This window comes from Acinetobacter sp. A3 (genome assembly GCF_012371415.1).
GTDB lineage: Bacteria > Pseudomonadota > Gammaproteobacteria > Pseudomonadales > Moraxellaceae > Acinetobacter.
Map to the genome: position 1 here is coordinate 1 of NZ_JAAZQW010000018.1, position 23,790 is coordinate 23,790.

Sequence of the window (23,790 nt, forward strand, 5' to 3'; positions counted from 1 at the left end):
TTACACGCTTGGCAACAAGACATTAACAGAGTGCGAATTAGTCCTTGAGTATGTTTGAATACATTTTAAGGAACAGAATTAACAGCGTTGTCCTGAAACATACACTGCGGTAGCAATACCCTGCTGTAGGCGAAAATACAAATCACAAGTCAGTGCAACATCGTAACTTTCATGACTCGGGATACCGATATTTAATGGAACAGCACTAATACCTGTAGTGGGATGCTGCGCCATAGGGATCGGAACACGTACAGGACGAATGATACGGTAATGTAGCAATTGAGGGGTAGCTTGAGCTGCACCAAGTTGTTGATAGCCAATTTGGCTTAATTGCAGATGGGTCAGGATATATTGGCTAGATTGACCAATAAATTGCTGTAAATACGCATCGCGGTTTAAAGTAGAATGTGGGGGATTGCTGCTACACGCCACAAAACTGAGTGCAAAAAGACCTGTTATACAAGCAACGCAAGATCGAAAAAACATAAACTTTTCTCTATTGCTCAAAATTTTATTGTAGCGAGCAAAGCTGGAAGAAATGTTGCGATTCGATAGGCGGTAGCTAGAAAAGGTTTGAGAATGGAAGAATTTTTAAAAAAGAACGTAAAAAAGCCACTCTGGAAGTGGCTTTAGCTTACTCTAAAACTTAGCGTGCGCGGTAAGTGATGCGACCCTTGGTTAAGTCGTAAGGTGTCATTTCAACCTTCACACTGTCGCCTGTTAAAATGCGAATATAGTGTTTACGCATTTTACCAGAAATGTGAGCAATCACTTCATGACCGTTTTCTAAACGTACACGAAACATAGTATTAGGAAGCGTTTCGGTGACAACGCCTTCGAACTCGATGAGTTCCTCTTTATTGGCCATGGCCTACCTGAGTATCAAATTGGAAAGGCGCAAATTATAGGCAATTTTTCTGAAAAAATCAAGATGCTTTACCCTATACGCCGCGCATCTGTTAGTAAAATAAGCGAATCATCGGTTTATACTTTTTCTGTAAAAAGGGGCTTGGGTAGGTTGTCAGTTCGGTCAATCGCAGTTAATCTAATTTCAATCTTTTTGGGTATAAATGAAGTACATACAAGGAAGGTTTTTGCGTGGGTCAGCTAACTGATGCATCGGTTGTATTGCGATTAGGCTACCAAGCGATTCGTCGTGCGGGGTTGCCAACCGAAGAAATTTTAACAAAAGCAGGCGTGGCCTTAAATCAGGTCGATGCCAATCAACGTACGCCTTTAAATGCACAATATGCGTTTTGGGTTGCAGCTGAAGAAGTCAGTAAAGACCCTGATATTGGTTTGCACTTGGGTGAGCATTTGCCATTGTACCGAGGGCAAGTGATTGAGCACTTGTTTATTTCTTCAGAAAACTTTGGTGAAGGCTTAAAGCGTGCCTTGGCCTATCAACGTCTGATTAGTGATGCCTTTGATGCCAAACTGGTGGTTGAGGATGACCGTTGTTATTTGACCAACGGGGTGCAGCCGTGGTCTGAAAATATTGTCAATCGCCACTTTTCTGAATGTGCCATGTCGGGTGTACTGCGCTTTTTTAAATTCATTACTGAAGGCAGATTTCAACCCATTTATATCGACTTCAATTTTAGTGAAGGGGCAATGGATGATGAATACTTTCGGGTGTTTGAATGTCCAGTAAGCTTGGGGCAAAAAGAAACTCGTTTGTACTTTGATCCAAGTATTTTAGAGTATCCGCTTTGGCAGGCTGAACCTGAGCTGCTGCAGTTACATGAGCAACTGGCATTGGAAAAGCTGCAGGAATTGGCACGTTATGATTTGGTGGGTGAGGTACGACGTGCCATTGGCTCTACCTTGGAAAGTGGTGAAACTACACTGGAAACAGTGGCGGCACAATTGAATATTACACCACGTCGCTTACGTACGCAATTGAGTGAAGCCAATACCAGTTTTCAGCAGATTTTGTCAGATTATCGCTGTCGTTTGGCGAAACGCTTACTTTCTAATACCAATGAAAGTGTGGAGCGAATTGTGTACTTAACGGGTTTCTCTGAGCCAAGCACGTTTTACCGTGCATTTAAGCGCTGGACCAATGAAACCCCTGTGGAATATAGAAAGCGCAAACAGCGTTAAGTTGCCTGTTCAAGTCCCTCCTAAATGGAGGGATTTTTCATTGCTGCACTTTTTCAGGGAATTTAGTTCTTCTCTGATCAGGAGGTTAGGGGGACTAAAATTTTGAAAAAGAAATTATTCAGGCATGTTTAACCAATGCGGCCCTAAAGGAACTTTGGGTAAATTAAACTGTTCCGGATAATGCGCCTGAATAAAATATAAGCCGTCAGGTGGGGCGGTAATGCCTGCAGCTTTACGATCTTGTGCTGCAAAAATTTGGTCAATATGGTCAATTTCATACAGCCCTTGCCCAATCTCCAATAAGCACCCCATGATATTGCGAACCATGTGATGCAAAAAGCCATCAGCTTGAATATCCAGCACCAAATAATTGCCGTGACGAATCAGGCGGCAATGGCTGACATGGCGTACAGGTTGATTGGACTGACATGCAGCAGCACGAAAACTCTCAAAATTATGCGTACCTTCAAATTTCTGTGCAGCCGCAATCATTTTGTCGACATCTAAGGGATAATAAGCATGCGTAACTTGCTTGTGCAATAAGGCAGGACGTTGCGGATTATTGTAAACCACATAGCGATAGCGGCGTGCCTGTGCCTTAAAACGGGCATGAAAATCCATGTCCATAGCCTTAATCCATTGAATCGCAATATCTTTAGGCAGTTGGCTGTTGGCACCCATTAACCAGCCACGTTCAGGGCGAATGGCATGAGTATCAAAATGCGCCACCATATTGGTTGCGTGCACGCCAGCATCGGTACGTCCTGCACCGTGTAAAATAATTGGTTCATCGGCAATTTTGCTCAGGACTTTTTCCATAGTTTCCTGCACACTCGGCACGCCTGCTTGCTGGGTTTGCCAGCCGCGATAACGAATGCCACAAAATTCAATTCCGACTGCAAAACGCTGCATAATGACCTCAAATTACACTGAAGAATGCCAATGCGCATACCACTGTGCAAGGCTGTCGTATTGTAAATGCATTTTTAAGGCTTTTGCATACAGATCTGCATGGCTGTGGCAATTGCTGATAAAAATTTTACTGTCCTGCAACCATTGGCTGATGGCATAGCGTTGTTCTATTGCTCCAAAGGTGACTTGTGTGGTGAGAATCACTGCACATTGCTGGCTTTGCAGGGCATGAATCAGGGCGATGACCTCGGCATTGACTGCCATATTGCCTGTGCCATAACTTTGTAAAATCAGACAGTGGGGTGGATGTTGTTGTAAGGCTTTTAAATTCTGTATCAAGGCTGAAAGTGCAATCGGTTGTAGCATCCAATTGAGGCAGTTAAAGTGCTGAGCTTTTTCAATATGCTGAGCTGTGATGCTTAACGGTGGCTCATCGTAAGGTTGAATTCCACTGCAGGCTAAAGCAGATTGCCCTGTAAACGCATTCAGCTCCGTGGTGTGTTGTTTCAGGGCTGTTGCAGCGTGAATGAGTTGGTGATGAAAAGCTAGATACACGCCTGGATTCACTTGATGAATCTGTGCTAAAGCAAAATTTAGGTTGTCGAGTGCATCACTAAATTCACGGGTGTCTGTGCCTTGTGTATTTAAAAGCGGATATTGGCTACCGGTTAAAATGACGTGAGCAGAATGCGTTAAAAAACGTGCCAATACCGCACTGGCATAGCTGAGAGTGTCAGTGCCATGCAGAATCACAAAATGCTGAAAATCTTGTTGTTGTAATTGTTGAATATATTGAATCAGTAATAGCCAGTCTGCTGCGGTACAGGCGCTACTGTCTTTAATAACAGGTGCAACAAAACATTCAATATCTAAATTTAGGGGGAGGACTTGTGCTAAGCGAGGTAGAAATTGCTCAGCAGGCATTGGACTTAGGGGTTCGCCGACACAGCCAAAGGTGCCGCCCATATAAATCAAAGCAATTTTTTTCATCATAAAAAAAGCAGTCAAGGATGACTGCTTTATCTTAATTGGATTTGCTTCAAGAAGCGATTTGATTCAGTAACTGATCGGCACGTTGGCGTTGTTCAGTTGAGTAATCTGCATCTTGCTCGCTGAGTAAGGCCTTGGCAGCATCAAAAGCACCTAATTCGATATATTGAGCAGCCAAGTCTAAATTTAATTGAATTTCATCAACCTGAGCTAAATCAGGGAATGATTTAACCAACGGGTCATTCAGGTCAACGGTTGCAGCAACAGGAGCAGTTGTCGTTTCTTGCTCTAGAGTTGGAGTAGCTATGACCTCAGCTGGGGCTTCTGCTTCAGTTGTTGTTTCTGGAGCAGGTGCGCTGTCAAATGTGAAATTGAATTCAGATGTAGCAGGTTCAGTTTTTGCTTCAACAGCCGCAGGGGTTTCTGTTGTTGAAAAGTCAAAGTCTAAACTTGGGGCTTCAGTTGTAGCAGGTGCACTTGCTGGTGTTTCAGGTGCTACAGTTTCAGTTTTATTTGGCTCTAAATCAAAAGAAAATTCAAGCGGTTGGGCTGCTTCTGTAGCACTTGTACTTGGCTCAGGTGTAATTGTAGGTACTTCAGTTTTCTCTGTTGCTGGTGCAGTATCTACAGAAAAATTAAAGTCTAAAGCAGCAGGTTTTGCTTTTACTTCAGGCTCAGCTGCTTTTTCTACAGGTGCAGCAGGGCTTAAGTTTAATGATGAGGTATCAAATTCTAAGCCAGCTGCAGTATCTGTAGTTTTATTTGAAGTTAATTCGTGTTGTAACTGGTCAAATGATGCAGTTTGATTAGGTGTGCTAGATGGTGCAGTGAAGTCTAAGCTAGCATTAGAAGCGGATTGAGAGGTCTCGTCAGCTGATTTTTCTTCAATGCTCTCACGTACATAGCTGGCCTTTTTCGCTTCGGCCTGCGTCAAAATATCATCTAACTCTAAAGAGCGTAAATGATTCAGCAATTGATCAATCGCAAACTCATCTTTTTGCTGTAAATGAATGTCGAGCAAGAATAAATACAGACCGTGTAAAGAATTATCGCGTTTTAAGGCCTGATTGATCTGTGCTTCTGCAGCAAAGAAATTACGTTCCTTAATCAGATTTTCAATATTCGTCTGAATTTTAACAGGTACAGGGGTAGAGTGCTGTGCTGCAGGTACCACATCTTCAACAGCAACTGATTTTTGTGCCGTTTTTTTTGTAGTCGTGGTTTTTTTTGCACTACTTTTTGCTGGCGTTGCTGCTTTTTTGGTGGTTGGTTCAGCTTCTTTACTTGCTTCACGCTTTTTCAAGAAAATTGCGATTACCAGTAGCAAAATAAACGGAATCACATAAATCAGCATGTTTATACCCCTTGAGGATGTGGTGCGTGTTTGACCTTATATCCCAAAAAAATCATTGTAAGTAACATTTAGTGTTTTGGCTTATTTGCTGCTTGTTGTTTTTGCAATTGTTGTTGCAGTTCAGCCAAGCGCGCATTGAGTAATTGAATTCTGTGATCCTTCTGACGTAATGCCAATTCTAATTCTGTTACGTTCTTTTGTAATTTAACGGTTTTCTCGCGGGATGTCATAACTTTTAATGACAAGTCACCCGAAGTTTGTGTGGATTGTGTGTTCTTTTTCGCAGAACCATGGGTGGAGTCTTGTTGATTTTCAGCGACAAGGCTCATTTCAGCCTGATTCAAACGATATTTGGCTTTGCCAGATTGTGCTGCCGTGGCTTGTTCAGGCACTGGAATCGTTGCTTTTTTCTGGGCTTTTGTACCTGCTTGTGTCTGTAGGTTTAGGGTTGCACCACGACGTAAACGATTGGCATCTCCCTGAATAAAAGCATGCTCATTATTGGCTTTAATTTGTTGCATGACTTTTGCAACAGGCTGGTTATTTTCACCCGCAATACGTGAGGCAATTGCCCATAAAGACTCATTTGATTGCACCACATGTTGAGTCTTGCTTGGTGCTGTCACGCTTGGTTTTGCTTTGGTTGTTGCTGTTTGAGCAGGTTTGCTGGCTGGTGATTCGGGTTTAGCTTGAGCTGCTTGTTTTGCACGCTGTTCGGCAGCAAATTTTTGAACCAAAGGATCAGCAGATTGTTGTGCCACAGTCACAGAGGATGTTGTGGTCGTCGTTTTAGGTGTTGTGGGATTGCTGATTTGTTGCTCTGGTGTTGTGTTAACCACGGTGTTACTTGCTGTTGTGCTGCTGCGGCTTGGTGCTGTTTGTACTACAGTCACTTGCTGCTGATTGAGCGCAGGAGGAGCACTGCGCTGAATGGTAAGCGGTGCTTCAAACGCATTACGCTCAATCGCCTTTGGTGTTTCAACTTGGTAATGAGTGCTTACAGGTAAATTTAAGGCAATATCTTGCTCATTCACGATCATCACAGGGGTTAAAGCCTGTTCATTACTGCGCTGCGTTGCGGCGAGCGGGGCAGGTGTACTGCGCTTTAATGGTGTACGAATATGCTGTAAACGTGTTGCATTACCTTCTTTAATTTTAACCACAATATTAAGCTCAGACTCTGTCAGAGGTCGTGAGGAGGTAATGGTAATGACCCCTGTACCATTGCCGTTGCGGCGGGTAAAAAAGTTAAGATGGCCTGGTGGACGATGGCTTGCACCAATAGACATTAAATCTTCTGCCGTGGCCAAACTTACATCAATCGGTTCATTAATATTGGATTGATGAAAGTTGATTTCAGCATAAAGCAATTCCCCAGCTGTTGACTGAATTTGAATTGGGTCAACATTCATTGCATACATTTGCTGCGAAGCCAAAATAGATAAAATGGCGATCTTTAATTTGTTATATACAGTCATCTTAATTGTTAGCTCGGTCATTTATCGCAAGGCGAAAAGGATAGAGTAGCGAGTTGTAGGTCGATTGTAAAATATTAACACACCGATTACATAAAAAAAGCCAGTCAAAATTTGACTGGCTTTTTGCTGCTAGATCACAACATCAAAATGATTGAGTGATCAAGCGAGTATTTAGGCGTTTTTGTAATCAATTAAGATGCGTAACATGCGGCGTAATGGCTCAGCAGCACCCCAAAGTAATTGGTCACCTACAGTGAATGCACCTAAGTACTCTTTGCCCATGTTCATTTTACGCAAACGACCCACAGGAACAGTTAAAGTACCAGTCACAGCTACAGGTGTAAGATCAGTCATAGATGCTTCACGAGTATTTGGAACAACTTTAGCCCATTGGCTTGATTGACGAATCATATCTTCAATTTCATTCAATGGTACGTCTTTTTTCAGCTTCAAGGTGATTGCCTGAGAGTGACAACGCATTGCACCAATACGTACACAGTGACCATCAATTGGAACGATCTGCTGATTGCCTAAGATCTTGTTCGTTTCAACTTGACCTTTCCATTCTTCTTTCGATTGGCCGCTTTCAAGCTGCTTGTCTATGTATGGAATTAAAGAACCCGCTAAAGGCACACCAAAGTTTTCTGATGGGAAACCTTCGCCACGTTGTAATGCTGCAATTTTAGAGTCAATGTCTAAAATTGGTGAGCGTGGATCATCCAACAAGTCTTTGGTGTTGTTGTAGAGGTAGCCCATGCCTGTAATCAGCTCACGCATGTTTTGCGCACCTGCACCAGAAGCTGCCTGATAAGTCATTGACGTCGCCCATTCCACTAAATTGTTTTGGAACAGTGAGCCCAAGCCCATCAACATGAGTGAAACAGTACAGTTTCCGCCCACGAAAGTTTTAGTGCCATTCACCAAGCCATCTTTAATGACATTCATGTTGACAGGGTCAAGCACGATAATGGCTTCATCATCCATACGTAGGGTAGATGCTGCGTCAATCCAGTAGCCATTCCAGCCTTCAGCTTTAAGCTTTGGAAAAACTTCAGAAGTATAGTCACCACCTTGACAGGTAATAATGACATCCATTTGCTTCAGACTGTTTAGGTCTGTTGCATCCATAAGTGCTGGAGCAGTCTTACCACCAAACGCTGGTGCTTCACCGCCAGCATTACTGGTAGAGAAATAGAATGGCTCAAAATGAGCAAAATCATTTTCTTCAACCATACGTTGCATAAGGACGGAACCGACCATCCCGCGCCAACCGACCAGACCTACTTTCATGTCACTTTGCCTCGGTGCGTTAAAAAACAAAAAGGAGTATGAGTTTATCAAAAGGGGGCGCAACTGCAAGCATTACATGAACAAAACATGAGTATTATTGAGTGAAATCTCTAGTTTATGTTACATACAAATTGATAACATTTGTTTCAAGCAAGAAAAATCAAAAAATACAAGTGAGTTAGACAACATGATTTGGGTGGAGATACTGGCAATATTGGTGATTTGGCTCAGTTTTTGGTCGCTGATTCCGCGTGATGAGTGGTGGATTCGGGGCGCAGATTTTCCGCGTTTGCAAATTTTAGCATTGGGGATTATTGCCTTTATTTTATTGCTAGTTTGGGAACATCCATGGGATATGTCACGCCAAGTGATCTTGATTGGCGTGATTGCTGCTTTGGCTTATCAACTCAAAATGGTCTTGCCGTACACTTTATTGTGGAAAAAACAGGTGAAGCAAGTTCGTCCTGAACAATTGAACCCTGAAAAACAAATTTCTTTAATTGTGTCCAATGTGCTGACGCCCAATCAAAAGCATCATTTGCTCATTGAACAAATTCAGCAACTGAAACCCGATTTGGTTTTGACCTTGGAGTCTGACCAAATTTGGCAACAGGCTTTGACTGAAATTGAGGTGGATTATCCATATCGGGTCGCAGTTCCTTTAGATAATTTGTACGGGATGCATTTGTATAGCCGTTTGCCACTCAAAGATACAGAAATTAAATTTATTCTCAGTGATGAAATTCCGTCCATTCATACCACTGTATTTTTGCCTTCAGGACAACCTGTGCAGCTATATTGTTTGCATCCTAAACCACCAAGCCCAACTGAAGCCAAAGATTCAACTTTGCGTGATGCAGAGCTACTTATTGTGGGTGATCAAATCAAAGATTTGGATGAAAGTTGCATTGTTATGGGAGATTTAAACGATGTGGCATGGTCACGTACGACACGACTGTTTCAGCGGATTAGTGGCTTACTTGATCCACGGGTAGGACGTCATTACATCAATACCTTTCATGCAGATTATCCCTTGCTGCGTTGGTCGTTAGACCATGTTTTTCATAGTACAGACTTTGCTTTGGTCAAGATGAAACGCTTAGCACATATCGGCTCGGATCATTTTCCTGTGTATGTGGTTTTGCAGACAGGGCGTATTTTTGATCGGATTCAAGAAGAGTTGCCTCAAACTGATGCCGATGAGCAAGAAGCACAGGACGCAATTCAGGAAGGCATTGAAAAAGCTGAGCTAGAAGAAAAGATTGTGACAGATGAAATTGCGCAGCCGTATAAAGAGCAGGGTAAATCGGTTTAGAAATCAATCGAAAAGTGTACGAAATAGCTTACACGGATTTAGGCACATGGCGCATAGTTTATTCTGACTGATCTGGTTAAGATTACTTCATCGGCACAAGGACTCGGGAACGGAATATCCCATTAAGGAAGACGACGCCGATGGATGAACATCAAGGATATGATGTAGGTAAGGAATGCCACATAATAAAATAACAATAAGTTTTGAAAGCACAACCTCATGAGCCCGAGTTTTACAGGAAGTAGAACTCGGGCGATGATTTTTTTAGGGGGTTAATTTATTACTTTGGATGCTATTTTTATTACTGTACCACCACCTGGGACAACAGTACTTGCCAGTTCTGCACTTAACTCAACCAGATTATCTCTAGTAAATGCTTGATCAAAAGTATTTTTGAACCAGTTCCCGTTTTCAATAATTTCACCCGTTAGTCCATCAACCTCAATGACTCCAATTTTATCTGCGGCTGACCAATGGTATTCAAAAGCATACACTGGTCTGAAGTAGAGATGTAAGGACGTAATTTCTTCAAAGTCATCTTCAATATTTGAAGCATTAACGACTTGATTTTGTAACTCTGAGCGGACTAAGCCAGTCAGTGAATCTAGGGATAGTAGGGGTTGTAAAACATTTTCTACAGTAACGGAGTCGACTTCGTCATGGGCAAATTTTTTTTATAATCTATAAAAACATTTGATTTTAACTCTCGTTTTAAACCATCTAAATGGGTAGAGTATTCAATCACTCTATGGCATTTTTCAATCACTTGAACATCTATTTTGGCTTTATCTTGTTGGCGCATGACAGGATAAAGCTGTTCACTTTGCCCATTGTTTATGACGATAGTTACAGCGTTTGGGTTGTGTACGGGAACTGGATAGGTAACAGAGCAGTTATAATTTATAGTTCTTTTACTCGCTACAAACCAAAATGGTTCGTAGCGTAAGATTTGATTGCTGAGCAGTACAGTTTCTTCTGTTGGGCGTTTCAGAGGATTAAACTTAGCAAACATTCCAAAAGCATTTAGTTTCTTTTTCTCCGCTTGTTGTTTTGCTGCCTCAAACTCAAAAATTTTCTTAAAGACAAAAATTTTATGATTTTCTTGTCGGACTTCTAATTTGGACATTTGAACCCTCTAGAATAAAAACTAAAACTGGAGGTTAATAGATATAGTCTAAAAAATCACTAAATAATTATTTTATAACAAAATATTTTTAGTTCTACTTAAGGGTGTAAGAATATTTTTAATACAAGCTTAAAGATCTACATGATTAGTAGATCTTAGGATAACCTTCAGGACGCGTTTTAAACCGACGATGAAACCACATATATTGGGTAGGAGCGATGCGTAGTTGTTGCTCAATAATAAAATTGGTGCGCGTGGCATCTGCTAGTTCATCTGCACTTGGAAAATCTAACAGTTCAGGTTCAATCAACACTTTATATTGAGGGTTGGCAAGCTCACCTGTACGGTAAAAATATAACGGAATTGCAGCGGCTTTGGTTATTTTTAACAGACGACGATGCGCCGTGACTGTGGCTGCAGGCACGCCAAAAAATGGCGCCATCACCCCTTGTTTTAAACCAAAATCCTGATCTGGGCTATACCAAATCGCACGACCGTTTTTTAATTGTCGGATTAAGCCACGCATATCATCGTGGTCAATTTGATGACCATAAATGGTGGCGCGACAACGGTAAATGAGCATGTCTAATAACGGATTGTTTTGTGGGCGATAGACCACGTCAGGATCAAAATATTGGGCACAGACATAACCACCCGCATCGAGCAAAGTAGAATGAGTGCCCAAAAGCAAAACACCACGACCTGCACTCTGCGCCTGCTGAATATGCTCTAAACCTTCAACTTGGGTACGACCTTTAAACCATTGTGGGTTGTACCATGCGTTAAGCGTTTCAAATACACCGAGCATTTGATCTACAAACACTTGTCGTGCATTTTCATGCAGTTGCGCTTCATTCCATTCAGGGAAACACACTTCTAAATTGCGTAAGGTGGTCAACCGACGCGACTTCATGCTTTTAAAGGCTAAATTGCCCAAAAACTGTGCCAAACGATACTGAATTGCCCATGGTAAAATGGCTAAAATCATGAGAAAAACGATGCCAATCCATACCCCCCAGTATTTGGGTAACAGGAAAGACCATTGAAATTCACCAGGTTGAAATTCAGTGCGTTGACTCATAATATCCAGATCGCTTGTTGCATCGTTGCAGTGTAGCATGAACCGATTTTAAAATTAAAAAGCATCCGTCCAATGGGAAAGATGCTTTAAGAGGTCTGATTTTAGAGGATTTATGCCTAGCGCTTAAACACGTTTGACATATCCCTCGAGCTTATTTACCTAGTTACCATTGGCCAGATTTTCTAACTCATCCCAGCGTTCTAGTTTTTCCAATAGCTCTTCATCAATTTCTGCCAAACGCTGTGAGGCTTTGGTGGCGGCTTCAGCATCCGTTACAAACCAAGAGCCATCTGCCAGTTTTTCAGACAATTCTGCTTGTTCCTGCTCCAATGCTTCAATTTCGCCTGGTAATTGCTCCAAAGCACGTTGATCTTTGTAGCTTAATTTGACTTTTTTCGCTTGTGGCGCGGCAGCTGCAGCCTCGGCTTTGGCAACAGCTTTTTTTACATCACTTTTTTGATCAACCACAGTTTGGTCTGGACGCTGCTGCAAATAGTCCTGATAGCCGCCAATATATTCATCAATATTGCCTTTGCCATCAAACACCCAAGTTGAAGTCACTACGTTGTCCATAAAGGCACGGTCGTGTGAAATCAGTAATAAAGTTCCTTTATAGTCGCTGAGCATTTCCTCAAGCAATTCTAAAGTGACCATATCCAAGTCATTTGTTGGCTCATCCATCACAATTAAGTTAGATGGTTTAAGTAATAATTTTGCCAGTAAGATGCGGTTGCGTTCACCGCCAGACAAGGCTTTAACAGGCGTACGTGCACGTTCAGGTGAAAATAAAAAGTCTTGCAAATAACTATAGATATGACGACGTTGTCCGTTTACATCTACAAAATCTGAACCTTCAGATACGTTATCTTTAACTGATTTTTCCAAATCCAAGACGTTACGCAATTGGTCAAAATAGGCAATTTCGAGCTGTGTTCCTGTTTTGACAGAACCGCCATGCTCAATTTCACCCAAAATGGCTTTAATCAGTGTAGTTTTACCCACACCGTTGTCACCCACTAAACCAATACGGTCGCCACGTAAAACCAATGCCGAAAAGTCTTTAATAATTGGTGCTTGATTGCCAAAGGCAACTTGTAAATGTTCAATTTCAAAAACAAGTTTGCCTGAGCGGTTGGCTTCCTGTGCAGCCATATTGACTTTGCCTTGTTGGAAGCGACGAGCCTTCGATTCTTCACGTAAGGCTTTTAAGGCACGCACACGTCCTTCGTTACGGGTACGACGTGCTTTAATGCCTTGGCGAATCCATGCTTCTTCTTCGGCCAGTTTTTTATCAAATAGTGCGTTTTGTTTTTCTTCAGCTTCAAGTTGCTGTGCTTTTAAATCTAAATAGCGTGAATAGTTGCCTTCATAGCTGCGTAACACACCACGATCTAGCTCGACAATACGAGTGGCAATACTGTCTACAAAAGCACGGTCATGCGAAATAAACAGCAGGGTTAAATTGTTTTGATCGAGTAAGAATTTTTCTAACCATTCAATACTTTCTACATCCAAGTGGTTAGTTGGCTCATCTAATAACAACACATCAGGCTGTGTGAGCAGGGCACGTGCCAACAACACACGACGTTTACGTCCGCCCGATAAATCGGCCAAGTCTGCATTCGGATCCAGTCCCATTTTACTTAAAATGGCATTGACCTTATTTTCTAGCGCCCAGCCATCCAGCTGATCCAACTTGTGTTGCAGGTTCCCCATGCGATCACAGGCATCCATATCGCCCAATACACAGGCATCGCTGGCTTCATGGTAGGCTTTGAGCACCGCAGCTGCTTCACCTGCACCATCGGCCACAATATCAGCCACTTTACCAGATGACATCGGTACATCTTGTGCCAGCATAGAAATAGTGATGCCATTTTGCAGCGATACTTCACCGGCATCGGGTAGTAAACTTCCTTCAATCAGTTTAAGTAGAGTAGACTTACCTTCCCCATTACGGCCAATCAAACACACTCGTTCGCCACGTTCTAGGTTAAAATTCGCGCCGTCGAGCAAGGCAGGTCCACCAAATGCAAGTTGGACATCCCTTAAAGTAATATAGGCCATAGTGTTTCCTAAAAAATCTCAAATGAGGATTTGAAATGACTAAACAAAGTATAGATGATCAGGCGTCATTTTCCGCACCCATTGAAGATTTGCAAGTGCGAATTGCATTTTTGGACGATTTAGTTGAACAATTGAATGAACAAGTGGTACGTCAAAGTCTGGAAATTGCGGATTTAAAGCAACAAATGCAATTGTTGTATCAACGGGTTGAGTCTGCCGATTTGTCGGAAGGCATTGCACCATTTGACCCACTGACTAACCGTCCACCGCATTATTAAGGCTTGAAGACGCATAAATATAGGGAAGGGAGTTGAGATCAAAACAATGTCAGACATGAATTTTATTTGACCTTTACGATACTTCCCGTTGTAATGCTCGGCTGCTGCGCCTAAATCTTAAAATCTACCCGTGTCCGCTAAAATTTATGTCTTCTAAAGTTGTGTTACTTGATCTTGAAAACAACATGCCTACCGCGACTTTGTTGCGAGAGATTGTTGAGCATCATCCTAGTGTGTATCTGTTTAATTGTGCAGGAAAATTTGAATACAGCCTGCAAGATTTAACCGAGTTCGCAGGCTGGGTTAGTACAGGTCAGCTCATTATTTTAGATAGCCCACGTGCTGAATTTAAAGAGTTTGAATATGCTGTGGTGGTGGGGCAACTCATGGCGCTGCTTGAGCCAGATACACAGGTTGAAGTCATTTCTGCCGCAGACAGTATTCAGATTTTATTGGAAATGTTGCAGGCTTCAGAAATCGCTTGTCACCTGATTCATATTCAGCCTGAAGTACAGGCTGCGAAAAGTAAACATCAATTACCGAGCCCTGCAGCAATTCGCAGTAAGCCTGAATTGCTGTTGGTGAAAAAATACTGTGATGCGTTGGCAAAAATGTCAGGTAAACCGACGAATCAAGACGCTTTAAAAAACTCGATCGCCAATATTTTGCAGCTTGAAGCAGATAAGGCACAGCATGTGTTGGGCATGTTGATTAACCTAAAAATTGTTAAACGTGTAGATGAGCAGATCAGTTTCCGTAAAAAAGTACTGAAACAATGGGTGCAGTTAGATTTAGATGCTGTAGCAGAGCCCATTCAAGAGGTGACAGAAAAGTCTACGCTAGCGGAGCAAGCAGAAGTTGCAGAATTGCATCCTCAGCATGCGTTGTTTAAAAACTTTAGCCAAATTGACCCTGTGCAATGGGAAGTGGCAAAAAAACTACGTGAGCTAAAAGGTGATAAGCCTAAAGATATTTATGAGTTGCGTGATTTATTGGAACGACTTTTTCCAAAATCTGACATTCGCTTATTGCTCAAAGAACTGATTGAAAAAGGCTATATTTATTGGAATGGGCATGAAGTGCTGTATAGCCATGAAATGTTTTTGAGTTGATAAGACTGAGGGTATATGAAAAAAATATTATTAGTAGACATCGAAAATATTCAAAAAACTGAAAAAGAGCTTTTGAAATACTTAGCTCAATATCAATATGTGTATTTGGTGTATGCAAAATCACCTATAAATTTAAGCTTGGACGGTTTGCAGATGCTTTCTGATTTTGTGACTAAGAAAAAGCTTGTTCTTATTAAAATGCCTAAGATAGGACCAGATGCTGCAGACTTTGGGTTGGCTTTCTTAGCTGGTCAGTTGTCTATTCAAATGGATAAATCAAATATTGAATTTGATGTTATGTCGAATGATAAGAAAATTGAATATATTGTTGATTTATTGACAGTAATGGGTTTTAAGTCTCAACAGTTAAAAAAGGATATCTCATCTTCACCTAGTAAAGAGTTTAAATTAATAAATCAGGAAATTGATTTAAGCTCTGATGAGATGAAACCTTTACTGTTTGCAATTCAATTACTCTTAAAAAATCAACCAAAACAATTTAATTCATTAAACAATGCTTTAAAGTCTTGGTTAAAAGGATATACAAGCAATACTAGAAAAATTATTGAGCAGTTAAAAGATTATCAATTAATTCAGATTAAAGATCAGACTGTAAGTTATGAGCTATCTAGGATGAAAGAAGCTCTTAAAATTAGAAAAAAAGGTGAGGTACAGGCTTTAAGTAAAGCTTTACCATCAGTTGATGAAATTCAGATTAAGCCGCATTTACAAAGAGTGAAACAGTATTGTGATTATCTAAGTAAAATTAGAAATAATAAACCTGCAAAATTAAATAGTTTACTGAATTCGATTCAATCTGTATTAAAGTTAAACACTCAGCAATCGGCTCAAGATTTTACCAATATTTTAATAAAGCAAAATATTGTTAAACAAGAGAGTACCAAACTAACATATAACGATTCCTTGATTGAGGCTTGGGCTAGTCTAGACAAAACTTGTTTGAATACAATAATAATTCAGGCAAATTTAATGGGGCAGCCTAATACCGAAGTTTTGTCATAAAGAGCATAAGCTTCGGATAAAGCCTATGATTTTAGTCGTCGGTACTTGCGTTTTATATTGTGCTTATGCAACTCTAATATAAGAATAGAAAGGTTGTACTATGGAAAATACTGGAATTTGGGTTGCCGTTGCCGTCATTGTATTTGTGATGGGCTCTATTTTTGGTCTGCGGGTAAGCCCAAGAGAAAAAGCTTTGGGACTAATGCGCGAGAAAGCCCGAAAAATGGGACTACACCCACGTTTGGTGGTTGCACCCGACTGGACCAAAATCCCGAAAGCAACGGAATCACGTGCCAGTATGGTGGCGTATTATAGCGTCTTAATCGCTGATGCTCGTTTACCATTGATGCGTGCTTTAGTGACAGATCAAAAGCTTAATGTGCTGCATGGCGATGAGAAATTTCAGGGCTTACCCATTGCATTAAAGGGCATTTATGCTATTGATATGCAGGCAAACTGTGTAGGAATCTATTGGGATGAAGAAGCCGACCTTCGTGCTACTCAGTTAGATGAAATGAAAGCCTTTTTACATGGCTTGGCAGAACATTAATTTTTAAACCATTAAATAGGAAATACGGTTACTTATGGCGAACGCTCCTCGGTCCACATCCAAAAGCACAGCAGCCAAATCTGAAGCTGGTCACAAACGTGCCTTAGTGATTGTGGAGTCGCCTGCAAAAGCGAAAACAATCAATAAATATCTTGGTTCAGACTACATTGTGAAGTCTTCGGTAGGTCACGTGCGTGATTTACCAACCAGTGGCGGTGCTAAAACCACAGAAAAGAAAACCACCACCCGAACCAAGCTGACCGAGGCTCAGAAAGCTGAAAAAGCTCAATTAGCATTAGTCAACCGTATGGGCGTCGATCCTGAACATGACTGGAAAGCACATTATGAAGTGCTGCCAGGCAAGGAAAATGTCGTTGCGGAATTAAAAAAACTGGCATCGCAGGTCGATGAAGTCTATCTCGCAACGGACTTGGACCGTGAAGGGGAAGCCATTGCATGGCATTTAAAAGAAGTCATTGGTGGCGATGACTCACGTTATCAGCGTGTGGTGTTTAACGAAATTACCAAAAATGCCATTCAGGAAGCGTTTAAGCACCCTGCACGTTTAGATACCAATAAAGTCAATGCACAACAAGCACGTCGTTTCTTAGACCGTGTGGTTGGCTTTATGATCTCACCACTGTTATGGGAAAAAATTGCCCGTGGTTTATCGGCAGGGCGTGTGCAGTCTGTTGCGGTTAAATTGGTGGTAGAACGTGAGCGTGAAATTCGTGCTTTCGTCCCTGAAGAATACTGGCAAGTGTTTGCGGATACTAAATCTGCAAAAGATGACATTCGCCTAGAAGCGGTGAAGCAAGCGGGTAAAACCCTCAAGTTACGCAATAAAGCCGAAACCGATGCTTTACTGAACTTGATTAAAGATGCGCAATACACCGTATCTGCACGTGAAGATAAGCCAACCAAAGTTAATCCGAGCGCACCGTATATCACCTCAACGCTGCAACAAGCAGCCAGTACCCGTCTTGGTTTTTCTGTCAAGAAAACCATGATGTTGGCACAGCGTCTGTATGAAGCAGGTTTTATTACCTATATGCGTACGGACTCGACGTTCTTGAGTGATGATGCCGTAAATATGGTACGCACACATATTGAATCCGAGTTTGGTCAAAAATATTTACCCGCAAAACCTAACCGTTATGGCAATAAAGCAGGCGCACAAGAAGCGCACGAAGCAATTCGTCCATCTAATGTTGCGCTGAAAGGTGACAGTTTGGTGGGGGTAGAGCGTGATGCACAGCGTTTGTATGACCTAATTTGGCGTCAGTTCGTTGCCTGTCAAATGACGCCTGCAGAATATTTGTCATCTACCATTTTAGTCGATGCCAATGGCGTAGAGTTAAAAGCCAAAGGCCGTACACTGGTTTTTGATGGCTTTACCAAAGTGCGTGGCCAAAACAAATCTGATGATGATGTGCTGTTGCCAGCCGTTAAAGTGGGTGAAATTCTTAAATTAGAAAAGCTTGATCCATCGCAACACTTTACTAAACCGCCTGCACGTTTTACCGAAGCTTCTTTGGTCAAAGAGCTTGAGAAAAAAGGCATTGGGCGTCCATCGACCTATGCTGCGATTATTTCGACCATTCAAGACCGTGGTTATGTGAAACTGGAAAATCGTCGCTTATTTGCAGAAAAAATGGGCGAGATTGTAACCGACCGTTTGGATGAAAGCTTTAATAACTTGATGAACTATGACTTTACTGCAGACCTTGAAGGTCAGCTAGATAAAGTTGCAGATGGTGAACGTAACTGGAAAGATTTGCTTAACAGTTTTTATGGCGATTTCAAACAGCGTTTAACCAATGCACAGGGCGAACAAGGCATGCGCCGTAACTTGCCTGTAGAGGTCGATGCAGTACATTGTAAAGAATGCTCACGACCAATGCAGATTCGTACAGGTACGACAGGCGTATTCTTAGGCTGCTCAGGCTATAACTTGCCACCGAAAGAGCGTTGTAAGGGAACGCTGAACCTGACACCTGTAGAATCACTTGCCGCCTTATCCGATGATGATGCCGCTGAAACCGCAGATTTGATGTCTAAAAAGCGCTGTCCAATTTGTGAAACAGCCATGGACAGTTATGTAATTGATGGCGGTCGTAAACTGCACATTTGTGGGAATAACCCAGACTGTTCAGGTTTTGAGCTTGAAGAAGGCGAGTTCAAAATTAAAGGCTATGATGGTCCAACCATTCCTTGTGACAAGTGTGATGGCGAAATGCAGCTGAAAACAGGTCGTTTTGGCCCTTATTTTGCCTGCACCAGTTGTGAAAACACGCGTAAAGTGCTCAAGAATGGTCAACCTGCGCCACCGCGCGTTGATCCAATTAAAATGGAGCATTTACGCTCGACCAAACACGATGACTTTTTTGTACTACGTGATGGTGCAGCAGGTTTATTCTTGGCAGCTAGCAAGTTCCCGAAAGTGCGTGAAACCCGTGCCCCGAAAGTGGCTGAGTTGCGTACGGTAGCAGAACAGCTTGATCCAAAATATCAATTTATTTTGCAAGCACCCGATGCAGACCCAGAAGGTAATCCAACTTTGGTGAAATTTAGCCGTAAAAACCAAGCGCAATATATTGGTTCAGAAACGCCTGAAGGCAAACAAACCAAATGGTCATTGGTTTACCAAGACGGTAAATGGGTTGAGGCTTAATCACCCAAAATAAAAATGCTGGCTTCGGTCAGCATTTTTTATTCAATTGAACACACAATTAATTAGTAAAAGAAGAAAACAGGCGTGCTGGTGTTATGTGGAAAAAAATCCGAATTTTATGCTTATTGCTGGTTTTACTGGTTGTTGCAGTCAATGCATGGCGTGATCAGAATCAAGACTGGACTAAGCCGATCATCGTATTATTACACCCCATTAATGCCGATGGACGGACAAACACACAAAATTATATCAATGGCTTAAATATTGCTAATTTAAACACAGCACAAGACTATCTTAAACAAGCATCACAGCAGTATCGCGACCAACCAGTTGCGCTGTATTTTAAGTTAGGCCGTGAACTTAAGCAGTTGCCGCCTAAAGTCCCGACGGATGCCTCTTTACTCAGTACTGTTCTTTGGAGTTTAAAGTTTCGTTTTTATGCTTGGCAGCAAAGACAGGGGAGTGATGGTGCGGCAACTGTGACGCTGTATCTGAATTATTATGATCCAAGCCAAACCCAAATTTTAAAACACTCCACCGCACTGCAAAAAGGCAAAATTGGCTCAGTAAATTTATTCGCCTCCAATGCGCACAGCCAGCGCAATACCATGGTGATGGTGCATGAATTACTACATGCATTTGGTGCAACAGACAAATACGACTTGGCAACAGGTCAGCCAATTTACCCGATTGGCTATGCAGCACCGAATCAACAGCCTTTATATCCACAGCAGCAAGCCGAGTTAATGGCAGGCTATATCCCGCTTTCACAAAGCAAAAGTAAAATGCCTGAGTCGTTGGAGCAAACACGCATCAACGAAATTACCGCTATTGAACTGGGCTGGAAATAAGCCTGAGGATAAACCTGTACTTATCCACAACTCACGATACAGCCTGTGCAAAAGTATGCTGAGTGTATGAAATGTGCTATTGATATTCGTGGGCTTATTCTCAAACCGATCTGTTAAACTATTCATCCACCTAGCACGATGAGTCACTATGAGTTTAGCCAGCCTAATTGATGAATTGAACCCCCAACAAAAACAAGCAGCCACCACAGCACATCAACATAGTCTGGTTTTGGCAGGGGCAGGCTGTGGCAAAACCAAAACCATTGTGGCACGTGCAGCGTATTTAATTGATCAGGGTATTCCTGCTAATCAGATTCAAATTTTGACTTTTACCCGTCGTGCAGCCTGTGAAATTGTGGCGCGGGTTGAGTTAGCACTGGGTGAGCAAGCTAAGGGCTTGCGTGCTTCGACTTTCCATACTTTTTGTATGTATTTGCTGCGCCGTATCCCTAAAGCATTTGGCTTAGAGCAGTTTTCAATTATTGATCGTGATGATCAGTTAATGATGTTCCGTTTAATTCGTGGCAAAGATGATAAGAAAAACCCAAGTCAGTTGCCTAAGCCTCAAGAATTATGTGACTTATATTCTTTTGCACGAAATACCCGCCAAAAATTGAGTGTGGCATTAGAAAAACAACAGCCTGAATATTTGGCAATGAAAGACCAAATTGCCGAGATCATGCAGGAATATGAAAGCCGTAAACGTGCGCGTGGTTTTCTAGATTATGACGATATTTTGGCTGTGGTGGCTTCTGCATTGGCACAATCTGAAGGTCTGGTCGATTATGTCGCATCCATTTGTCAGCACTTGCTGGTCGATGAAATGCAGGACACCAATCCTTTGCAATGGGCATTGCTTGAACCCTTAAAAGATCGGGTCAACCTGTTTTGCGTGGGTGATGATGCGCAGTCGATTTATGGTTTCCGTGGTGCGGATTTTGAAAATATTCATCATTTCACTGAACGTGTGCCGAATGCTCAAATTTTTAAACTGGAACAAAATTATCGCTCCACACAGGAAATATTAGACCTGTCTAACTGGTTGCTGGAGCAAAGTGAAATTCGCTATAACAAACGATTGCAAGCGTATCGTGGTGATGGCATCAAGCCGAAAATACATATTTTTCCAAATGAGTTTGATGAAGCCAAATGGATCGCCATTGATATTAAAGAGCGACATTTCTTGGAAGGTGCACCGTGGTCAGATCACATGGTGTTGGTACGCTCCAGTTTTGCCGCACGGCATATTGAAGCAGCATGTATTGCGGCAAGTGTGCCGTATCGTTTTATTGGTGGCATGAAGTTATTGGAAACCGCGCATGTGAAAGACTTGCTCAGTTTATTGCGGGTCATTGCCAATCCTCTAGATGATATTGCATGGATGCGTTTTCTGACCTTATGGAATGGCGTGGGTGATGTCGGTGCAAGTAAGTTGGCCCAACAACTATTGCTTGAACCGAGCATGGATAAAATTATTGAAAAGTTGGAAAAGTTTGGAAAATTGCCTGAAAAAACTTTACTGATTATGAAGCAGATGGACGTTTTACGGCATGAAGTTGCTGCTTGTGTCGGTTTGGGGATTGAAGCTATTCAGGAACAATTGGCAGAAAATTATAAAAAAGACTGGAATCGTCGTCAGGGCGATTTTCAGTTGGTGCAACAATTGGCGGCTAAGCATGCGCAGTTAAGTGAATTTTTAGAAGAGTACGTACTCGATCCTGTATCTATTTCAGAAATTGAACGTCAGTCAGATACTGATGTTGTCACTTTGATTACGATTCACTCTGCCAAGGGTACAGAACAAAAAGTGTGCTATGTGGCCAATGTGACACCGGGGCAGTATCCACACGCACGGGCGCAAGGCAGTTTTGATGATATTGAAGAAGAACGTCGCGTGTTGTATGTGGCTTTGACCCGTGCCCAAAATGAACTGATTTTAACCAAACAAAATCTGAATTTGTGGGCGCGTGACACGGTAGACGAACAGGGGCGCAAGCTAGACAGTTATTTCTTGAATGATTTGACACGTCAGTTGTGTAGCACGGAAACCCATCACCGTCCCCGTCAGCAAACAGTTAAAAGTGCTTTGGTGGAACGTCAAGCGATTAATTTAGATTTTGGCATTGATCTCGATTAAACTATGTCACATGGTTTCCTGCAAAAAGTAGAGTAGGCGAGTGCTTTTTGATGTTTTTTGCCTATTTTAAGGTTGTAAGATGAAAATTTTAGTTCGTAATTTAGAGCGCACGGTTACTGAAGAAGAGTTATTAAAACTTTTTCAGGAATACGGCACAGTTGAATCTTGTACGTTGGTGCTGGATGCGGCAACAGGAAAATCGAAAGGATTTGCATTTGTAGAAATGCCGCATGCACGTGAAGCTGTGAAAGCCATTAAAGGCTTGAACACACTGCGTCTGCATGGCCATGGTATTCGAGTCAAAGTGGCGGAAGATAAGCCTGCCTCAAAATAGTTCAAAGGGAGCAAAAAGTGCTCCTTTTTTATGCGTATTTTTTAATGTAAATTCTGATGTATGTATTGTATTGGTGCGCATTTTAGGTTGTATAAAAACAGTCTATTTTTTATTGGGAATCGTGTAAAAATCGGTTTAATCTAAAGCTCTTAGACCGCTAAATTGAGGAAAGGCTCATGTCTCGTGTTGCTCGTTTTCATGCAGATCGTACCAATCAGAAATTATATTTCGCACGCCTTTCGTGCCAACAGGCAGAACAAACCGAACACGTTCAGCAAGCACAGGCGCATCGTGAAGCTGCGGTATTTCATTTGCATGGTGCAGTACTGGCTTTTTTGCAGGAATTGGTACGCTATTATCGCCTGAATGACAGCAATCCGACCCTTAAATCGATTGAAGAATTAATGGCCGCAAAAGGGCAGATTTCCCCTGAAGTGGCTATTTTACAGCAACTGAGTAAATCGGGCTTTATTGCAGAGTTAAAGCGAGCGTATCGCTTGTGTCAGTACACACCAGAACCGAGTGCGCCTGAACCTGAAGATGAAACATCATCTAATTTAATTATTAAAGTCACGCAAACGCCGCAAGCATGGTTGCCAGACACCAAAATTTTACGCGAATGGCATCGAGATTTGACCCAATTGATTGATGGTTTTCGCAATGAGATGGTGGAGTTTTAAGCTGACCAATAGCCCTTGAAAAATTTTTGATCAGCCCGATATAAATATTCTGAACGATGCAAAGTGCAAGCGCCTTTGCCGCCATGTCGAGCATGGAGGATATATGTCTATAGAGCAATTGAAAGAATTATTTGGTAATCAGGAAGCTATTTTGGAGCTGGTGCAGCTTGAAGGCGGTGAGTTGGCATTGCGTAATGCAGGCTCAGAGAAAGAGCCGTTAGTGAAAATCCAGTTCAATGACGAAGTCAAAGCCTTATTGGGTGATCAGACTGCTGTTGTTGCCCAGCACATGATTCAGGCGGCATTATTTGGCTTGTTGGAAAAACAGGTCAATGAGTGGCATGCAGAAATTGTGGATGAGCAGCCAAAATTTATGAGTTGATCTGTATGCTTTAGTGAACTTGCTAGATCAGCAGAGAAAGCAATCGTTCA

21 protein-coding genes and 1 pseudogene are annotated in these 23,790 nt (G+C 42.0%); 12 read left to right on the top strand and 10 right to left on the bottom strand.

The annotated features are described in order from the left end of the window. Positions 1 to 78 precede the first annotated feature (78 nt). Entirely contained in the window at positions 79 to 486 is a 408-nt protein-coding gene (locus tag HHA42_RS07540) for a hypothetical protein (protein WP_168418504.1), read from the bottom strand. A gap of 160 nt (positions 487 to 646) precedes the next feature. After that, positions 647 to 868, bottom strand: a complete 222-nt coding sequence (gene infA / locus HHA42_RS07545; protein WP_001284370.1) for a translation initiation factor IF-1 — start codon at positions 866 to 868, stop codon at positions 647 to 649. A 230-nt stretch (positions 869 to 1,098) separates the two neighbouring features. Here infA and HHA42_RS07550 point away from each other — a divergent pair, with 230 nt between their 5' ends. Then, positions 1,099 to 2,106 (top strand): AraC family transcriptional regulator, encoded by a 1,008-nt coding sequence (locus HHA42_RS07550; RefSeq protein WP_168418505.1) that lies wholly within the window; start codon positions 1,099 to 1,101, stop codon positions 2,104 to 2,106. Positions 2,107 to 2,220: 114 nt separating this feature from the next. On the opposite strand, the gene truA is transcribed toward HHA42_RS07550, so the two are convergent. From truA to asd, 5 genes are all read right to left on the bottom strand, one after another. Continuing rightward, positions 2,221 to 3,018 (bottom strand): tRNA pseudouridine(38-40) synthase TruA, encoded by a 798-nt coding sequence (truA, locus tag HHA42_RS07555; protein WP_168418506.1) that lies wholly within the window; start codon positions 3,016 to 3,018, stop codon positions 2,221 to 2,223. A gap of 12 nt (positions 3,019 to 3,030) precedes the next feature. Then, the gene (locus tag HHA42_RS07560) at positions 3,031 to 4,011 is read right to left on the bottom strand and encodes an asparaginase domain-containing protein (RefSeq protein ID WP_168418507.1); all 981 of its coding nucleotides are present in this window, start codon (positions 4,009 to 4,011) and stop codon (positions 3,031 to 3,033) included. 46 nt (positions 4,012 to 4,057) lie between these two features. Then, the gene (locus tag HHA42_RS07565; protein WP_168418508.1) at positions 4,058 to 5,362 is read right to left on the bottom strand and encodes a fimbrial protein FimV; all 1,305 of its coding nucleotides are present in this window, start codon (positions 5,360 to 5,362) and stop codon (positions 4,058 to 4,060) included. A 68-nt stretch (positions 5,363 to 5,430) separates the two neighbouring features. Next, positions 5,431 to 6,840, bottom strand: coding sequence for a hypothetical protein (locus HHA42_RS07570; protein ID WP_168418509.1), 1,410 nt, complete (start codon positions 6,838 to 6,840; stop codon positions 5,431 to 5,433). 171 nt (positions 6,841 to 7,011) lie between these two features. Continuing rightward, positions 7,012 to 8,130 carry an aspartate-semialdehyde dehydrogenase gene (gene asd, locus HHA42_RS07575; protein ID WP_168418510.1) on the bottom strand — a complete coding sequence of 373 codons (1,119 nt, stop codon included), beginning with the start codon at positions 8,128 to 8,130 and terminating at the stop codon, positions 7,012 to 7,014. Between the two features lie 187 nt (positions 8,131 to 8,317). On the opposite strand from asd, the gene HHA42_RS07580 reads away from it, so the two are divergent. Next, positions 8,318 to 9,445: an endonuclease/exonuclease/phosphatase family protein gene (locus HHA42_RS07580; protein ID WP_168418511.1), complete on the top strand. Its 1,128-nt coding sequence runs from the start codon at positions 8,318 to 8,320 to the stop codon at positions 9,443 to 9,445. A gap of 272 nt (positions 9,446 to 9,717) precedes the next feature. On the opposite strand, the pseudogene HHA42_RS07585 reads toward HHA42_RS07580, so the two are convergent. From HHA42_RS07585 to HHA42_RS07595, 3 genes and pseudogenes are all read right to left on the bottom strand, one after another. Then, positions 9,718 to 10,571: pseudogene (locus HHA42_RS07585) on the bottom strand (hypothetical protein). Between the two features lie 145 nt (positions 10,572 to 10,716). Further along, entirely contained in the window at positions 10,717 to 11,652 is a 936-nt protein-coding gene (locus tag HHA42_RS07590; protein WP_168418513.1) for a lauroyl acyltransferase, read from the bottom strand. Between the two features lie 159 nt (positions 11,653 to 11,811). After that, complete coding sequence (locus tag HHA42_RS07595; RefSeq protein WP_168418514.1) at positions 11,812 to 13,719, bottom strand: ATP-binding cassette domain-containing protein; 1,908 nt, start codon at positions 13,717 to 13,719, stop codon at positions 11,812 to 11,814. Between the two features lie 35 nt (positions 13,720 to 13,754). Here HHA42_RS07595 and HHA42_RS07600 point away from each other — a divergent pair, with 35 nt between their 5' ends. The 10 genes from HHA42_RS07600 (at position 13,755) to HHA42_RS07645 (ending at position 23,740) form a co-directional block, all read left to right on the top strand. Next, positions 13,755 to 13,997, top strand: coding sequence for a SlyX family protein (locus HHA42_RS07600; protein WP_154321065.1), 243 nt, complete (start codon positions 13,755 to 13,757; stop codon positions 13,995 to 13,997). Between the two features lie 146 nt (positions 13,998 to 14,143). Further along, on the top strand, positions 14,144 to 15,109 hold the full coding sequence (locus HHA42_RS07605; RefSeq protein ID WP_168418515.1) for a hypothetical protein: 966 nt from the start codon (positions 14,144 to 14,146) through the stop codon (positions 15,107 to 15,109). Positions 15,110 to 15,124: 15 nt separating this feature from the next. Beyond that, entirely contained in the window at positions 15,125 to 16,132 is a 1,008-nt protein-coding gene (locus HHA42_RS07610) for a PIN domain-containing protein (RefSeq protein WP_168418516.1), read from the top strand. A gap of 100 nt (positions 16,133 to 16,232) precedes the next feature. After that, positions 16,233 to 16,682: an ammonium transporter gene (locus HHA42_RS07615; RefSeq protein ID WP_168418517.1), complete on the top strand. Its 450-nt coding sequence runs from the start codon at positions 16,233 to 16,235 to the stop codon at positions 16,680 to 16,682. Positions 16,683 to 16,716: 34 nt separating this feature from the next. After that, the gene (topA, locus tag HHA42_RS07620) at positions 16,717 to 19,356 is read left to right on the top strand and encodes a type I DNA topoisomerase (protein WP_168418518.1); all 2,640 of its coding nucleotides are present in this window, start codon (positions 16,717 to 16,719) and stop codon (positions 19,354 to 19,356) included. 95 nt (positions 19,357 to 19,451) lie between these two features. Next, complete coding sequence (locus HHA42_RS07625; RefSeq protein ID WP_168418519.1) at positions 19,452 to 20,207, top strand: hypothetical protein; 756 nt, start codon at positions 19,452 to 19,454, stop codon at positions 20,205 to 20,207. Between the two features lie 148 nt (positions 20,208 to 20,355). Further along, positions 20,356 to 22,344, top strand: coding sequence for an ATP-dependent helicase (locus tag HHA42_RS07630; RefSeq protein WP_168418520.1), 1,989 nt, complete (start codon positions 20,356 to 20,358; stop codon positions 22,342 to 22,344). A 79-nt stretch (positions 22,345 to 22,423) separates the two neighbouring features. Further along, positions 22,424 to 22,678, top strand: coding sequence for an RNA-binding protein (locus HHA42_RS07635; RefSeq protein WP_168418521.1), 255 nt, complete (start codon positions 22,424 to 22,426; stop codon positions 22,676 to 22,678). A gap of 176 nt (positions 22,679 to 22,854) precedes the next feature. Next, a complete protein-coding gene (locus HHA42_RS07640) occupies positions 22,855 to 23,358 on the top strand; it encodes a DUF6586 family protein (RefSeq protein ID WP_096901716.1) in 504 nt (167 codons plus the stop codon). Positions 23,359 to 23,461: 103 nt separating this feature from the next. Beyond that, positions 23,462 to 23,740: a hypothetical protein gene (locus HHA42_RS07645; RefSeq protein WP_004976142.1), complete on the top strand. Its 279-nt coding sequence runs from the start codon at positions 23,462 to 23,464 to the stop codon at positions 23,738 to 23,740. Positions 23,741 to 23,790 lie beyond the last annotated feature (50 nt).

Bases quoted from the DNA above. Each gene is read 5' to 3' on its own strand.
- HHA42_RS07595 (WP_168418514.1), bottom strand. From the start codon at position 13,719: ATGGCCTATATTACTTTAAGGGATGTCCAACTTGCATTTGGTGGACCT.
- HHA42_RS07565 (WP_168418508.1), bottom strand. From the start codon at position 5,362: ATGCTGATTTATGTGATTCCGTTTATTTTGCTACTGGTAATCGCAATT.
- topA (WP_168418518.1), top strand. From the start codon at position 16,717: ATGGCGAACGCTCCTCGGTCCACATCCAAAAGCACAGCAGCCAAATCT.
- HHA42_RS07635 (WP_168418521.1), top strand. From the start codon at position 22,424: ATGAAAATTTTAGTTCGTAATTTAGAGCGCACGGTTACTGAAGAAGAG.
- HHA42_RS07610 (WP_168418516.1), top strand. From the start codon at position 15,125: ATGAAAAAAATATTATTAGTAGACATCGAAAATATTCAAAAAACTGAA.
- HHA42_RS07560 (WP_168418507.1), bottom strand. From the start codon at position 4,011: ATGATGAAAAAAATTGCTTTGATTTATATGGGCGGCACCTTTGGCTGT.
- HHA42_RS07600 (WP_154321065.1), top strand. From the start codon at position 13,755: ATGACTAAACAAAGTATAGATGATCAGGCGTCATTTTCCGCACCCATT.
- HHA42_RS07625 (WP_168418519.1), top strand. From the start codon at position 19,452: ATGTGGAAAAAAATCCGAATTTTATGCTTATTGCTGGTTTTACTGGTT.
- infA (WP_001284370.1), bottom strand. From the start codon at position 868: ATGGCCAATAAAGAGGAACTCATCGAGTTCGAAGGCGTTGTCACCGAA.
- truA (WP_168418506.1), bottom strand. From the start codon at position 3,018: ATGCAGCGTTTTGCAGTCGGAATTGAATTTTGTGGCATTCGTTATCGC.
- asd (WP_168418510.1), bottom strand. From the start codon at position 8,130: ATGAAAGTAGGTCTGGTCGGTTGGCGCGGGATGGTCGGTTCCGTCCTT.
- HHA42_RS07540 (WP_168418504.1), bottom strand. From the start codon at position 486: ATGTTTTTTCGATCTTGCGTTGCTTGTATAACAGGTCTTTTTGCACTC.
- HHA42_RS07605 (WP_168418515.1), top strand. From the start codon at position 14,144: ATGTCTTCTAAAGTTGTGTTACTTGATCTTGAAAACAACATGCCTACC.
- HHA42_RS07615 (WP_168418517.1), top strand. From the start codon at position 16,233: ATGGAAAATACTGGAATTTGGGTTGCCGTTGCCGTCATTGTATTTGTG.
- HHA42_RS07630 (WP_168418520.1), top strand. From the start codon at position 20,356: ATGAGTTTAGCCAGCCTAATTGATGAATTGAACCCCCAACAAAAACAA.
- HHA42_RS07570 (WP_168418509.1), bottom strand. From the start codon at position 6,840: ATGACTGTATATAACAAATTAAAGATCGCCATTTTATCTATTTTGGCT.
- HHA42_RS07590 (WP_168418513.1), bottom strand. From the start codon at position 11,652: ATGAGTCAACGCACTGAATTTCAACCTGGTGAATTTCAATGGTCTTTC.
- HHA42_RS07640 (WP_096901716.1), top strand. From the start codon at position 22,855: ATGTCTCGTGTTGCTCGTTTTCATGCAGATCGTACCAATCAGAAATTA.
- HHA42_RS07645 (WP_004976142.1), top strand. From the start codon at position 23,462: ATGTCTATAGAGCAATTGAAAGAATTATTTGGTAATCAGGAAGCTATT.
- HHA42_RS07580 (WP_168418511.1), top strand. From the start codon at position 8,318: ATGATTTGGGTGGAGATACTGGCAATATTGGTGATTTGGCTCAGTTTT.